We start from the raw sequence: 14,861 nt of genomic DNA, 5'->3' as shown, positions 1-14,861 counted from the left end.
ACACCCTTTCTTCACCATGATTCACCAATTAATATTTGCCCATCCCAGACCAGGGATGAGTGAGAAAGATTTTCAAGACTATTGGATTAACATTCATGCGGTAAATTATGCCAGCAAAATTCCTCAAATTAGAAGGTATTTAATCGATCTCAGAATTCCTTTTGGAGCCGAGCCAGTAGATCCGCTTTTTAGTGGTGTTGCTGAAATTTGGTTAGAAAATGAAGCAGAACAAATTGCTTCGCTTCAGTCTAAAGAGTTTATCGAAGGAGCGCGACGAGATGAACCAAACTGGGCAGCATTTTGGCGGACGGTTGGGCTAGATACTACAGCTCACGTTTTAATGGAAGGCGAACCGTTACAAAGAGATTCTAAGCGCATCAAGCTTTTGATCATGGTGAAGCGAAAAGCTGGAATGCCATTAGCAGAATTTCGTCAAACTATGTTGCGCGGTCATGCTGCTAAAGTTATGAAAATTCCAGGTTTGCAACGCTATCTTCAATGCCACGTTCGCGATAGTTTTTATGCGATCGGTGAGTCTATTCTCGACTGTGTATCGCAACTTTGGTTTGATGATTTATCTTCTCTTGAGAAAGCTTTGAATTCGCCAGAATATGAAAATCTAATTCTACCGGAATTTGGGCATCTTTTTGAAACTAATTACGTTCATAGTATGGTGACAAGTGAAAACTGGATTATTGGTCCAGATTTTCGTTAGAGGAGATTATGTTTATGTCGAAAGCAAGCGTAATTGATTTTTTTAGAGCTTGTCATAGCGATACGAAATTGCTAGAAAAATTCGAGCAGAAAAACTTACCCGAAGTTATTTTTCACGCTAAAAGTTTGGGTTACAGCTTTAATGGTGAGGAATTAGCTGAGGTTATTGGAGGCATGGAAACTCAAATTATTACAGAGAGAATGGGTGAAGCGATCGGCGCTAATAGTAGTTTATGGCGGAAAATGTGGGGCAAGTCTCGCCTGCACTATGTAGTTGAAGAATTATTTCAGGCTTTTTCTGAGGCAGAACTAAAACAGTTTCTTAACTAAGTTTTTAAACTCGTCAAAATCCTATGGCAAGAATAGAAGTTGTTAATTTTTTACAAAAACTCGTCCACCAGTCCGAATTGCAAACCAAATTAAAAACTCTTCCTAAACTAGAAGTTTTGGCATATGCAGCGCAAGCAGGTTATAAGTTCACCGAGCAAGAATTCGACGACACTGTTTGGGAACTTGAGATTTATTTAGCGAATAAATTAGGGGAAAATTTCGATTTGACATTTAGTTTGTGGGAAACAATGTGGGGCAAATACTATCTGGAATATCTCGCTGCCAATGTCATTGATAGTTTATCCCAAAAAGAGATTGATGAGTTTCTAAACCGGTAAAAAAGGTGGACTAGTCAATGAATTTTGAACGTACATTTGATTACATTATTGTAGGTGCTGGCGCGGCTGGTTGTGTCATTGCCTACCGACTGATGAAAAATCTGGGTTGTAGCGTTCTGTTACTAGAAGCAGGCAGTCCAGATAGCAACCCCGCTATCCACAACACAGATATGCAGTCGATGACTTCTCTGTGGGGTTCTAATGCAGATTGGGGTTACTCAACCGAACCAGAACCAGGTTTAGGCGATCGCCAAATCTCCATCGCCCAAGGCAAAGTTTTGGGCGGCGGAACTTCAATCAATGCCATGATGTACATTCGAGGCAATCGTCGCGATTACGATCGCTGGAAATATTTAGGTAACGAAGGTTGGAGTTACCAAGAAATCTTACCCTATTTCAAAAAATCGGAAGATTATGAAGGTGGAGCCTCGGAATATCGAGGTGTAGGCGGACCTTTACACGTCATTAACTATCGCAATCCCGCACCTGTATCCCAGGCTTTCGTGTCAGCAGCGATGGAATTGGGTTATAGGGGTAATGACTGGGACTGCAACGGCGCACAACAGGAAAATGGCGCATTTTTCTATCAATCGACTCGCACGCAAGATGATCGGCGTTGCAGTACGGCTGTTGCTTTTCTCAGACCAATTCTCGGACATCCCAATTTTGCAGTAGAAGTTAACGCGCAAGTCACCCGACTTTTATTTGCTAAACAGCGAGTTATTGGCTTGGAATATCTGCAAGACGGCAAAATTCACCAAGTTAAAGCCGAAGCGGAAGTAATTCTTAGTTGTGGTGCATTTGAATCTCCGAAATTATTAATGCTTTCCGGTATTGGAGCCGCCGAACATTTGCAAGCTCATAGTATTCCCCTTGTAGTTGACTTACCTGGAGTTGGCAAAAATCTGCAAGATCATTTGCTATTTGGAGTTGGCTATAGCTGCAAGCAAGAACAACCCGTACCTAATCTGCTTTCCGAAGCAGGTTTATTTACTTATACCAGCAGCGACATCGATCGCAGTACAAACTCACCCGATTTGCAATTCTTTTTTGGACCCGTACAATTTTTAGAACCTCAGTATCGAGTTGATGGTCCTGGCTTTACTTTTGCACCAATTTTAGTTCAGCCACAAAGTCGAGGAACTGTTTCTTTAAGATCTAACAATCCTCAAGATTTAGCTGTTTTGCGTCCTAATTACTTGCAATCTGAAACCGATCTCGATGTGTTAATTCGAGGAATTGAATTATCGAGAGAATTAGTGAATACTCGCGCTTTTGATGAATTTCGCGGTGAAGAATTAGCCCCAGGAATTTCTGTCACCAGCAAAGCAGAATTAAGCACCTATATTCGACAAGTTGCTTCTACTGTCTGGCATCCAGTTGGGACTTGCAAAATGGGAAGCGATCGCGATGCCGTTGTTAATTCTCGACTGCAAGTTTATGGAGTAGAAGGACTGCGAGTTGCCGATGCTTCGATTATGCCCACAATTACGAGCGGGAATACGAATGCTCCTACCATCGCTATTGGTGAAAAAGCAGCCGATTTAATTATTGCCACTCGGTAGTTTAGCAAAACTAAAAACAAAAATTAATGAATGGGGGGCGATCGTGACAGAAACTTTTGATTATATTATTGTCGGTTCGGGCGCAGCAGGTGCAACCGTTGCCTATCGTTTGAGCGAACTTGCTGATGCTAAAGTCTTAATTTTGGAAGCTGGCGGAACTCAAAATTGGGAAGCTATTGACGTTCCCTATCGTTGGAATGAATTGTTATTGACCGAAATCGATTGGGCTTACATGAGCGTTCCCCAGCCTGGATTAGCTAACAGACAAATCTATTCTGCGGCTGGCAAACTGATCGGCGGAACTTCCAATATTTATCACATGATTCATACCAGAGGTAAAGCCGCCGATTTTGATGATTGGGCTTACAATGGTTGTGCTGGCTGGTCTTTCAAAGACGTGCTGCCTTATTTTCAAAAACTCGAAAATCAGGAAGACGACACCAACCCTACTGCGGGTAAAGGTGGTCCAATTAATATCATTGATGCCAAATACGAAGGCAATCCAGCTTCACAAACTTTTATCGATGCCTGTGTAGAACTAGGATATCCTTACGTCAAAGATTTTAATGCCGAGGATTTTGGTGTTGGTTGGCATCACGTCGATATTAAAAATGGTAAACGTGCTGGAGTCAGAACTGCCTATTTAGAACCAGCTTTAGCTCGTTCTAACGTTACTTTAAGTAGCAATTCCCAAGCAACAAAACTATTAATAGAAAACAATCGTTGTGTAGGAGTTGAATATCAACAGGACGGAGTTTTAAAGACTGCCAGAGCCGATCGCGAAGTGATTGTTTGTGCGGGTGCAATTCAATCGCCAAAATTATTGCTGCTTTCAGGCATTGGCAATCCCGAACAACTGCAACAATTCAACATACCTACAGTAGTCGATTTACCAGGTGTAGGAGAAAATTTTCACGATCATCCGCTGATTATCGGTCCTATGGGCATGATGTCCGCACCAGGAGCCGATCCCAAAGGCAACATGACCGAAGTTGCCTTATTTTGGAAATCTGAACCGTCGATGCTGGTTCCCGACTTAGAAATTTGTTTGGTGCATCGCGCTCCATTTGGCGAATCATTTTTCGGTAACGTTATTCAACGCCTGCAAACAAATCAACCAATTGCGCCAGTCAGCCAGTTAGTCGATCCGAGAATCATTTTGGCACTACCTGGTTTAGTGCGTCCGCTATCGCGTGGCTGGGTGCGTTTGGCAAGTAGCGATCCGATGGCTAATCCGCTGATTAACGCCAATTATGGCGCAGAAACATCAGACATCGATCGCATGGTCGAGATGGTAAAAATAGCACGTCAGATTTATCAAACTCAAGCCTTTACTAAGTTAGGTTTGACAGAAATCAATCCAGGTCCAGAAGTCAACACTGAAGCAGCACTTAGAGATTGGGTAATTAACAATGTCGGTTCCTACTACCACTACGTAGGATCTTGCAAAATGGGTGTCGATCGCATGGCAGTTGTAGACACGCAACTCAAAGTTTACGGCGTGGAAGGATTGCGCGTCGCAGATGCTTCCGTCATGCCTGCCATCCCCTCATCCAACCCCCATACAACAATCGTCGCGATCGGCGAAAGAGTCGCAGATTTTATTAAACAACAGAGGTAAATATGCCAGAACAATCACAAACAGAAATTTTCGATTTAGGTGACTTCCAACTATCAACTGGATTCATCCTTTCTAACGCCAAACTAGCGTATAAAACCCACGGTAAATTGAACGCAGCCAAAGACAATGCGATTTTGTTTCCACATTTTTTAGGCGGAGCGCCAGAAGCTCTAGAAATCTATATTGGCGAAGATCGCCCGCTCGACCCGCGCAAATACTTTATCATCTTACCTGGGTTGTTAGGCAACGGTGTCTCTTCCTCGCCCAGCAACACAGCTGCACCATTCGATCGCGGAGCCTTCCCGCAAACTCACATTGCAGATGATGTTATCGCTCAACATCGGCTCGTCACTGAAAAATTCGGCATCGACGAACTGTATTTAGTCCTGGGCTGGTCTGTCGGTGCGTTGCAAACTTATGAGTGGGCGGTTCGCTTTCCCCACATGGTCAAGCGTGCGGCTTCGATCGCAGGCGCTCCCAAGCCTTCTCCGTGGACTCTTTTGTGGTTGCGCACGGCAATTGAGGAACCGATCTTAGCCGATCCAGCTTGGAACAACGGCTTTTACACCGATCCTCAAGCCGTACAAGCTGGATTGCGCCGTCAAGCACACGTCATGGCGCTGACATTACCACCTCTGGGATTCTACCGTGAAGGCGAAGAAGTCTGGCGGGCGATCGGCTTTGCTTCTATGGATGACTTCGTTTCTCGTTTCTGGGAAGCCTTTATGCTGCCCCAAGACCCTAACAATTTGATTAATCAATCGCGCAAGACCCGCGCCGCAGACCCCAGTGCTGGTGGTGACTTGTCCGCCGCACTCAGCCGCATTAAAGCACAGATGTTTGTAGTTGCTTTCACTGGCGATCGCATGTTTCCGCCGGAAGAATGCCAGCGTGACGCTGAAAGGATTCCCAACGCTAAATACTGGGAAGTTAACAGCATCGGCGGACACTTGACCACATTCTCCCTAACCGAGCAAGACAGACAGGCAATGGATGATGTGCTGCGGCAAGTGCTAACAGCATAGGAAATGGGAGCAGGGAGAAGAGAGCTGAGGGAGCTGAGGGAGCTGAGGGGGACAAGGGGGACAAGGGGGACAAGGGGGACAAGGGGGACAAGGGAGCAGGGGGACAACTACCAACTACCAACTACCCATTACCAATTAACCTCGCGTGCGACTTTTTTCTTAGCCCCCTTTTTAAGGGGGTTGGGGGATCGACAAACTACACCACTCACGAAGAGATCCCTCCTAACCCACGCCACTTTGCTCAAGTCGGGAAACCCGCCCACGCAAGTGGCTCCCCTTGAGAAAGGGGGGAACAAGAGCAAGAGACAGTTACACGTTGCGTAATTACCAACTACCAACTACCAATTACCATCTGCATTCCTTTTACAAGCAATTTAGTATCTTCGTAGGAGACAATAAATGTATATCGGTCGCGATTGGTCAATCGAGCATAACCAGCGGGCAAAAGTCAAAAACGCCGAACTCAGATATGCGCTGGTGGGAAGTGGCGAACCCGTACTTTGCATTCACGGCACGAATATTGCTGACAGCCTGATTACGCCACTGCAATTTTATCCCCAGTTGTTTGAAAAATACCAGTTTATTAGCTACTACAGAGCTGGCTATAACGGCAGCACGCTAGAAAAAGATAGTTTGAGTATTGAAGAAGGCGCAGAACACGCTAAACAATTGCTGGAGCATTTAGGGATTGAAAAAACACATATTCTAGCTTTTTCCTTTGGTGGTGTGATTGGCTTTCAATTCATGCTTTCCTATCCTGAGATGGTACATTCTGCCATCCTGCTCGAACCATACTTGCCGAGAGAAGCTCCAGAGGCAGTTGAAGCAAACGTGAATGCCTTTAACCGAGCGATGGATCTGTTTAAAGCTGGCGATCGCCTGGGTGCGGCTCAGCGCTACATGGTGGATGTCTGCGGACACAGTTTTTTGAGTGCTGTCGATATGACAAATCCAATTGATGTGTGGGACAGAGTTGCTGTTGATGCCAATATCGCTTTCACAATTGATTTCCCGGCAATTTCCAATTGGGGATTCAGAATGTCAGAGGCAGATCGGCTAGTCGAGAAAAAACCAACTATGCCAATCTTAGCGGCGATGGGATTGGACAGTGAAGCGGCGATGCCTGGTTTTCGCGAAACGCAGCAGTTTCTGATGGACTGGCTGCCGCAAGCCGAACGGTGCGGCATCATGAATGCAACTCACGGGATGCAAAGCATGAATCCTGTAGAAGTTGGACAAGCTGCCCTGGCTTTTCTCCAGAAGCATCCAATGGATTGAACGAAATGCTTGTGATATTGTGTCCTTCTATTATTGCTTTTTGACACAAAATTATGCAGACACGCACTCTCGGCAACAACGGTTCCAATGTCTCTGCTCTCGGTCTAGGGCTGATGGGGATGTCAGACTTCTACGGTCCCGCTGACCAAGCTGAAAGTATCGCAACCATACACGATGCGATTGCAGCTGGAATTACGTTATTGGATACAGGAGACTTCTACGGATCGGGTCATAATGAGATGCTTTTGCGCGAAGCCCTGAAAGGTCGCAGGCGTGAAGATGTCTTTATCGCTGTCAAATTCGGGGCGATGCGATCGCCTAACGGTGGTTTTATTGGTGTTGATTGCCGTCCCGCCGCCGTGAAAAACTTCCTCGCCTACACGCTCAAACGGCTGGGAACTGACTACATCGATCTTTACCAACCAGCGCGGATAGACCATACAGTACCGATTGAAGAGACAGTCGGCGCGATCGCCGAAATGCTTAAAGCGGGCTACGTGCGCCATATCGGGCTTTCAGAAGCAGGAGCCGAAACCCTGCGCCGCGCCCAAGCCGTTCACCCGATTAGCTGGCTGCAAATTGAATATTCGCTCCTCAGTCGCGGCATTGAAACTGAGATTCTGCCGACAGCTCGCGAACTCGGCATCGCAATTACTGCCTATGGAGTCCTGTCGCGCGGTCTTTTGAGCGGTCACTGGTCGAAAGAGCGATCGGCAACAGCCCGCGATTTCCGCGCCCACCTGCCCCGCTTTACGGGCGCAAACTTAGATTGCAACCTTGCCCTCGTCGAGGCGTTACGGGCGATCGCCCACGAGAAAGGGGCGACAGTGGCTCAAGTCGCGATCGCCTGGGTTTTAGCACAAGGATCGGACATTATTCCCCTAGTTGGGGCGCGTCGGCGCGATCGCCTTGCTGAGGCGCTGGGTGCGTTGGAAATAGAGCTGTCTGTGGCAGATCTCGCTCGAATCGAAAAGGCAGTCCCAACAACTGCGGTGGCGGGCGATCGCTACGATGCCGGACAGATGGCTATGCTCGACAGCGAAAGAAAAACATAAAGACGTTAACAAGAGTTTTGCTATGCCTACCATTCAATTTACATATTGCACGGGATTAAGAAGAGAGATTTTTGCCAACGTCCGCTTAACTGGTAACTGGGACGGCAACGGACGTTATTCGGAGCAGTGGACGACTATCCCCATGCAACAGGCTATTGGTGAAGATGGTTGTCCCTGCTTTACAACAACAGTTGAGTTAGATGATTCGCAAGTTGGTTGGTTATTTCGTTGGGGTGTAATTTTAGATAGTTCAGCAGGCGCAGATCGGTGGGGCATTGCCACTGAGATTAACGATAGTAATTCGAGCGATCGCTACCGCAGTTTTACACTACAACCTGACAGCGGTAAACCGCAACCAGAAAGCTATTACCTCACCCATTCCCGTCTTCTGGGAGCGCAAAAATACTATAACGATGCTCCCCAACCAGCGATTCAATTTGCCGTTTGGTCGCCTAACGCTCAGAATGTGGAAGTAGTTTTTGGTGGCACTAGCGGTTACATAGGTGATGACGGTTCTGGTATCGACTCCTCTCGCAGTACTCTGGCTTTGTCTCGACAAAATAACGGCATTTGGCTAACAAATATTGCTAATTCCGCCCTGGCTAATTTTTCTAATTTCGACCATCTGCCCTATATGTATCGGATTACGAAACAGAGTGGCAGAGTAGAATACAAAACAGATTTATATTCCCGCTGTCAGATAGGGCAAGGAAATATCAATCCCAACGGCGCAGCTTATACTGGCGATTACCGCGAACTCGATGGTTCGGTGAGTTGTTCGGTGGTTGTCGATCCCGATCGCGTTTTGATGCAACCTGGAGATAGCATTACGTCATCTTCACAAGAATTTACCTCTGAAGCAGAGTTTTGGCAAAACGAATTTAATCCTAATCGTCCCCTTCCCCGTCGCGTTGAAGATCTCGTTATCTACGAACTGCATGTTGGTGCGTTGGGATACGGTACGAATCGACCTGGTAATTTTGCCGATGCTATACAACTGCTGCCCTACTTAGTTGATTTGGGTGTCAATGCGGTTGAATTACTGCCCATGTCTGAATTTAGAGACGAGCAAAATTGGGGTTACGAAACATCCCACTACTTTGCTTTAGAATACAGCGCGGGTGGTCGCGACCAATTGAAGCATTTCGTTCGCGAGTGCCATCGTAACGGTATTGCTGTAATTATGGATGTGGTCTATAACCACTACTCTCCAGATGCCGGACGCGCCCAATGGGCTTACGATTCGGACGTTCCCGAACAAAACATCTATTACTGGTACGAGGGCAACTCCAGCAACTATTTCTACTCGGACGGCAGGCATTTCCCAGAAGGCGGATATGTAGACAACATGTCTACTGGTTTCTCTCCCCGCTTTCATGAAGAGATGGTACGGAAGATGTTTATCAGCAGTGCCGCGACTCTATTAGAAGAGTTTCACGTTGACGGTTTCCGCGTCGATCAAACAACTTCGATGCACTCATATAACGTACTACATGCCGATGGTAGACCGTTAGGAAACGTTAATGTTTTTGGGGCTAAATTCCTGCGAGAATGGTGTCGGACGTTGAAGCTGATCCGCCCAGATGTGATGTTGATGGCGGAGGATCATTCTGATTGGGATCGAGTCACCGAGTCAACTGAAAATGGTGGTTTGGGGTTTGATGCGGCTTGGTATTCCAGTTTTTACCATAATTTAGTCGGCGATGCCAGCGCTGGAAGAGAATATGCCAAATTAATTCCCACGGCTGGCTATGGTAACAACGATCCACTAGCAATGGATTATTTTGCAGGCGCGTTAGCAGCATCTGGCAGTCACAAAGTTGTCTACCACGAATCCCACGACGAAGCGGGTAACTCATATTACGACGAAGGTGGTCATCGCGTTGAATCTCGGCGCACGATTGTAGCAGCGGTGAACTCTGCACCTTTAATTGGCGACACGCGGCGCTTTGCTGAGGCACGCTGTCACTTTGCTTGTGGCGTGACAATGTTGAGTGCAGGTACGCCGATGTTTCTCATGGGTGAAGAAATTGGGGCGCAAAAAGCCTACAGATACCGCGATTTCATGAACAACCGCGAAGATTTACTCGGCGAACGGCAAACCAACGGACAGCGATTGTTTCGATTTTATCAGGATATCATTCGATTGCGACTCAACAATTCAGGATTGCGATCGCACAACATTGACATCATCCACGTCCACAATGCTAACCGAGTTATTGCATTTAGACGCTGGGACAACTCCCAAGAATTTTTAATTGTTGCCAGTCTGAATAATAATCCCTTTGGATCGGGATATGCGATCGAATCTTCTCGTCTTGGCAATGGTTCTTGGCGCGAAGTTTTTAATAGCGATGCCGAACCTTATGGGGGAAATAGTGTCGGTAATTTAGGCGGATCTATTGGTTCTAGCAATGGGTGGATTCATGTTGTCATTCCGGCAAATGGATTTGTTGTTTTGCAGCGAATTTAGATCCCCCCAACCCCCCTTCAAAAGGGGGGCAATAAGATTTTTCGTTAGGATCGATTTAGATCTTTTCATCCCTTCTTAAATAGGAGAGTCATAGAACTTTTTGTTGAACCACAAAATTCATCTGCTATCCACGTCTAATTTTTTAACTTTTAACTTTTGACTTTTGACTTACTTTATCATGCCAAAATACACAGTTGAAGATGTTCTAGATATCATTAAAACCTTTACTCCAGAAGAAAAAATTGCCCTGCAATCTCAACTAGCTACAGCTTTAAATTCTCCAGCAGGTGTAACACCTTCAAGTAGAAACCAACAATCTCAATCTTTTGGTAACGTTACCCTTGGTAGTGGCAATACTTTTGATGCCAATCAGATTTCTGCTGAAGGTTCGGTAAACTTAACCCGTAGTACAAACAAAGGTGAATTTGTTAAACAAGAAATTCAAGAAGCTTTAGACTTATTGCAAACGCTTAAACAAGGAATTGCTCAAACTGAGAAGCTGAATGTATTAGAAAAGAAAAATGCTGAGGCAACGATTTCAGTTGTAGAAGAAGAAATTACTAAGCCCAAACCAGATAAAAATTTACTGACTCAAGCAGGAAGCGCTTTAGAAAATTGTTGTAAAAAAGTAGCAGAATTTGCCGATCCTGCCTTGGCTATTGCGAATATCATCGCCATGATAGTTTAACGGTTATCAGTGACTTGTGACTAGTGACTGGTGACTAGAAAAGAATCCAGCCACTGGTTCCACTAACCACCAGCCACTCACATGACAAAAAATGCTAAATAGTCAACAACAAGTACAAAGTTTTGGTGATATTGCATTAGGCAATGGAAATGTTTTTACGATTAACCAAATCCTCCACGTCACTGCTTCTGCAATTCAAACTCGTCCCCTCAATCCAACATCACCTTATCGAGGACTGAGAAAGTTTGAATTTAATCATAAAGATCTTTTCTTTGGTCGCGATCGCCTGATTGCCAATTTAATTGAAGTCATCAGTCAAAGTAATTTGATCCTACTCTTGGGTGCATCTGGTAGCGGCAAGTCATCCTTAGTTCGAGCTGGAATTCTCCCTCAACTTGCTGAAAAATTAGGTGCTAAATTTCGCGATTTCACATTTACTCCTGACAGAAATCCTTTTGAGTCTTTTCGGATTAGTTTAATTAGCAAAGGCTATAGACAATCCGAAGTAGAAACTGCTTTTGATAATTTTAAATTACCTCTCAATCAAGGTATTCACGCCTTGAAAGAGAAAGATTCGCAATGGCTCATATTTATCGACCAATTTGAAGAGACTTTCACATTATGTCAAGATTTAGAACAACGTAAAAAATTTATTGATAATTTAGTTGCTATTGCAAAATCGAATCGCCAATCTGTCAAAATTATCTTAGCAATGCGGGCAGATTTTTTAGATCGTTTTAGTCCCTACCCAAACTTAGGTAAAATTGCACAGCAGAATATTCATCTCGTCACCGATATGCACCCAGATGAGTTGAGACTGGCGATCGAACAACCTGCTGCTCATCATGGTATTATTTTTGAAGCCGGATTAGTAGAAAAAATTATTCGAGATATCCAAGGACAAGCTGGTTCTTTACCTTTATTACAATATACTTTAGATTTACTTTGGCAAAATGAAGATATTTCAGACCGCACTTTAAATATTAAAACTTATCGAGAACTGGGCGGCGTGCGCGGCGCATTACAAACTCATGTCGATCGCATTTATCAGCATTTACAACCACAAGAACAACTGGCAGCAAAACAAATTTTTCTCAGATTAATCGATTTAACTGCAACAGAAAAAGAATTCAATATAGTAGGAAAAGCTATCAGTCGTCGCGCTCATCTGACCGAATTTGATAACCAATTAGTTCAAAATATTTTAGATCGATTAATTGATAGCAACTTATTAGTTAGCAATCGTCAAGAACAATCGACTGTAGAAATTGCTCACGAAATTTTAATTAACTCTTGGTCAACTCTGAAAGAATGGATCGAAGATAGTAAAGAAGCGATCGCCATTCGCAATCGATTGTCAGAAGATGCCCAACGCTGGCAAGATGCAGGTACACCCTCAGATGAACTCTGGAATGGTTCTAAGTTGCAACGGGTAGAAGAACTGCGACAGAAGCAAGAATTCGATCGCCTGGGTGGGTTAACTGAGTTAGAAAATCAATTTATCGATGCCAGCATAGCAGAACGCGATCGCCGTCTTTGGGAAGCAGAAGCACGTAGAAAACGTCTACTAATAGCAGTTTCAGGCGCATCTGTAGTTTTTGCTGGGCTATCCCTCTTAGCGGGGATACAGTGGCAACAAGCCGAACGACAGAAAACAATTTTAAGCTTGCGCGAACGGGCAAATCAAGCTACCAACTTACTAAACATTAACCCAGTAGCAGGAGTCACGAGTGCGATCGCCCTCACTGGTGAAAGTATAGACCGATTTGGCGATCGATTCGCACAGACTTTACCCCAAGTACGTTCTAGTTTACGGGATGCGATCGCCGTACCTACAGAACGCAACGCCCTCAGAGGACATCAGGGTGCTGTTTGGGTAGCTGCTTTTAGCCCCGATGGTCAGTATATTGTCAGTGCTAGCGATGACGGGACGGTGCGGTTGTGGGATAAACAGGGTAATCCCATCGGTCAACCCTTTCGGGGTCATAAAGGTTTTGTTCATTCAGTCGCTTTCAGTCCAGACGGGCAATATATAGTCAGTGGCGGTGGTGACAACACAGTGAGGTTATGGGATAAACAGGGTAATCTTATCGGTCAGCCCTTCCGAGGTCATCGGGGTAAGGTGCTGTCAGTCGCTTTTAGCCCTAATGGACAGTACATCGCTAGTGGGGGTGATGATAGCACGATCGGGTTATGGGATTTACAGGGCAACCTCATCGGTCAACCCTTCCAGGGACATCAAGGAGAAGTTTGGTCAGTCGCCTTCAGTCCAGACGGACAATACATTGCTAGCGGTGGTACTGACAACACGATTCGGCTGTGGGACAAACAAGGAAATCCACGCAGTCAGCCTTTTCGGGGTCATCAAGACCAGGTGTTTGCAGTTGCCTTCAGTCCCGATGGAAAAGCGATTGCCAGTGGTAGTGCCGATAATACAATTCGCTTGTGGGATCTCAGAGGCAATGCGATCGCTCAACCCTTCACCGGACACGAAGATTTTGTCCGTGCAGTCACTTTTAGCCCCGATGGAAAGTATATCTTAAGTGGCAGCGATGATAAAACGCTGCGGTTGTGGGATTTAAAAGGACATCAAATCGGTCAACCACTGATTGGACATGAATATTATCTTTACTCAGTTGGCTTTAGTCCTGATGGAGAGACAATTGTTAGTAGTAGCGAAGATAGTACAGTTCGCCTCTGGAATCGAGCCGATTTTGAAACCGATTCCACTCTGACAGGACACCAAGATACAGTTTTGGCTGTAGCCATTAGTCCCGATGGGCAGTACGTTGCAAGTAGTAGTGCTGACAAGACAATTCAGTTGTGGGATAAATCTGGAAATCCTCTGACTCAGCTACGAGGTCATCAAGGTGCTGTCAACTCAATTGCTATTAGTCCAGACGGACAATATATTGCCAGTGGTAGCGACGATCGCACGGTACGATTGTGGAATAAACAAGGTAATGCGATCGCTCATCCCTTTCAAGGACATGAAGATGCTGTACACTCAGTGGCTATCAGTACTGATGGACAACATATAATCAGTGGTAGTGCAGACGGTACAATTCGATTATGGGATAAACAAGGTAATGCGATCGCGCGTCCTTTCCAAGGACATGAAGGTGGCGTATTCTCAGTGGCTATCAGTCCTGATGGACAACAAATGATTAGTGGTGGGAACGACAAAACAATTCGCGTGTGGGATCTAAAGGGCAATCCTATCGGTCAACCCTGGCGTAGACATCCAGATGAAGTCCACTCAGTAGCTTTTAGCCCAGATGGAAAATATGTCGTTAGCGGTAGCCGCGATCGCACGGTACGATTGTGGGATCGCCAAGGCAACGCGATCGGTCAACCTTTTTTAGGGCATGGTAGTCTCGTTACATCCGTTGCTTTCAGCCCAGATGGAGAATATATCGTTAGTGGTAGTCGAGATCGCACGGTAAGACTGTGGGATTTGCAAGGCAATGCGATCGGTCAACCGATGCAAAAGCATGAAGCTTCTGTCACCTCAATTGCAATTAGCCCCGATGGGCAGCATATTGTCAGCGGGAGTTGGGACAAAACAGTACAATTATGGCAAGGTGGCAGTTTCTCAACTTGGTTGAAAACAGCTTGCAACAAACTACAAGCGCATTCCGTTATTACCACACATGCCACAGAAACAGCCAAGATAGCCAGCAAAACCTGTCAAATTAAGTTGTAATTGGTCATTGGTCATTTGTAGCGATCGATGGTTAGTTGTTCTTGGTTTTGACTTTTGACTTTTGACTT

The 14,861-nt window shown here is 45.4% G+C and carries 12 protein-coding genes; all 12 read left to right on the top strand.

Annotated features, from left to right (window positions below; all coding sequences use genetic code 11):
* Positions 1-16 precede the first annotated feature (16 nt).
* The 12 genes from DSM107010_RS21910 to DSM107010_RS21855 all read left to right on the top strand — a co-directional run bounded on the left by DSM107010_RS21910 (position 17) and on the right by DSM107010_RS21855 (position 14,793).
* Positions 17-715 (top strand): EthD domain-containing protein, encoded by a 699-nt coding sequence (locus tag DSM107010_RS21910; RefSeq protein ID WP_106167705.1) that lies wholly within the window; start codon positions 17-19, stop codon positions 713-715.
* A gap of 14 nt (positions 716-729) precedes the next feature.
* Positions 730-1,044 (top strand): Nif11-like leader peptide family natural product precursor, encoded by a 315-nt coding sequence (locus DSM107010_RS21905; protein WP_106167706.1) that lies wholly within the window; start codon positions 730-732, stop codon positions 1,042-1,044.
* A gap of 23 nt (positions 1,045-1,067) precedes the next feature.
* The gene (locus tag DSM107010_RS21900; RefSeq protein ID WP_106167707.1) at positions 1,068-1,382 is read left to right on the top strand and encodes a Nif11-like leader peptide family natural product precursor; all 315 of its coding nucleotides are present in this window, start codon (positions 1,068-1,070) and stop codon (positions 1,380-1,382) included.
* A gap of 17 nt (positions 1,383-1,399) precedes the next feature.
* Positions 1,400-2,947, top strand: a complete 1,548-nt coding sequence (locus tag DSM107010_RS21895) for a GMC family oxidoreductase (protein WP_106167708.1) — start codon at positions 1,400-1,402, stop codon at positions 2,945-2,947.
* A 43-nt stretch (positions 2,948-2,990) separates the two neighbouring features.
* Positions 2,991-4,568, top strand: a complete 1,578-nt coding sequence (locus DSM107010_RS21890; protein ID WP_106167710.1) for a GMC family oxidoreductase — start codon at positions 2,991-2,993, stop codon at positions 4,566-4,568.
* Positions 4,569-4,570: 2 nt separating this feature from the next.
* Positions 4,571-5,593: an alpha/beta fold hydrolase gene (locus DSM107010_RS21885; protein WP_106167709.1), complete on the top strand. Its 1,023-nt coding sequence runs from the start codon at positions 4,571-4,573 to the stop codon at positions 5,591-5,593.
* Between the two features lie 3 nt (positions 5,594-5,596).
* Positions 5,597-5,917 carry a hypothetical protein gene (locus tag DSM107010_RS21880; protein ID WP_127023937.1) on the top strand — a complete coding sequence of 107 codons (321 nt, stop codon included), beginning with the start codon at positions 5,597-5,599 and terminating at the stop codon, positions 5,915-5,917.
* Positions 5,918-5,992: 75 nt separating this feature from the next.
* Positions 5,993-6,871, top strand: a complete 879-nt coding sequence (locus tag DSM107010_RS21875; RefSeq protein WP_106170436.1) for an alpha/beta fold hydrolase — start codon at positions 5,993-5,995, stop codon at positions 6,869-6,871.
* A gap of 53 nt (positions 6,872-6,924) precedes the next feature.
* The gene (locus DSM107010_RS21870) at positions 6,925-7,926 is read left to right on the top strand and encodes an aldo/keto reductase (RefSeq protein WP_106170438.1); all 1,002 of its coding nucleotides are present in this window, start codon (positions 6,925-6,927) and stop codon (positions 7,924-7,926) included.
* A 22-nt stretch (positions 7,927-7,948) separates the two neighbouring features.
* Complete coding sequence (locus DSM107010_RS21865; RefSeq protein ID WP_127023934.1) at positions 7,949-10,399, top strand: alpha-amylase family glycosyl hydrolase; 2,451 nt, start codon at positions 7,949-7,951, stop codon at positions 10,397-10,399.
* Between the two features lie 178 nt (positions 10,400-10,577).
* Complete coding sequence (locus DSM107010_RS21860; RefSeq protein ID WP_127023931.1) at positions 10,578-11,087, top strand: hypothetical protein; 510 nt, start codon at positions 10,578-10,580, stop codon at positions 11,085-11,087.
* A gap of 91 nt (positions 11,088-11,178) precedes the next feature.
* A complete protein-coding gene (locus tag DSM107010_RS21855; RefSeq protein WP_127023928.1) occupies positions 11,179-14,793 on the top strand; it encodes an nSTAND1 domain-containing NTPase in 3,615 nt (1,204 codons plus the stop codon).
* Positions 14,794-14,861 lie beyond the last annotated feature (68 nt).

Origin of the sequence: Chroococcidiopsis cubana SAG 39.79 (assembly GCF_003991895.1) — a bacterium.
Taxonomy (GTDB): Bacteria; Cyanobacteriota; Cyanobacteriia; order Cyanobacteriales; family Chroococcidiopsidaceae; genus Chroococcidiopsis; species Chroococcidiopsis thermalis.
This window is presented reverse-complemented; position numbering and strand designations above follow the sequence as displayed.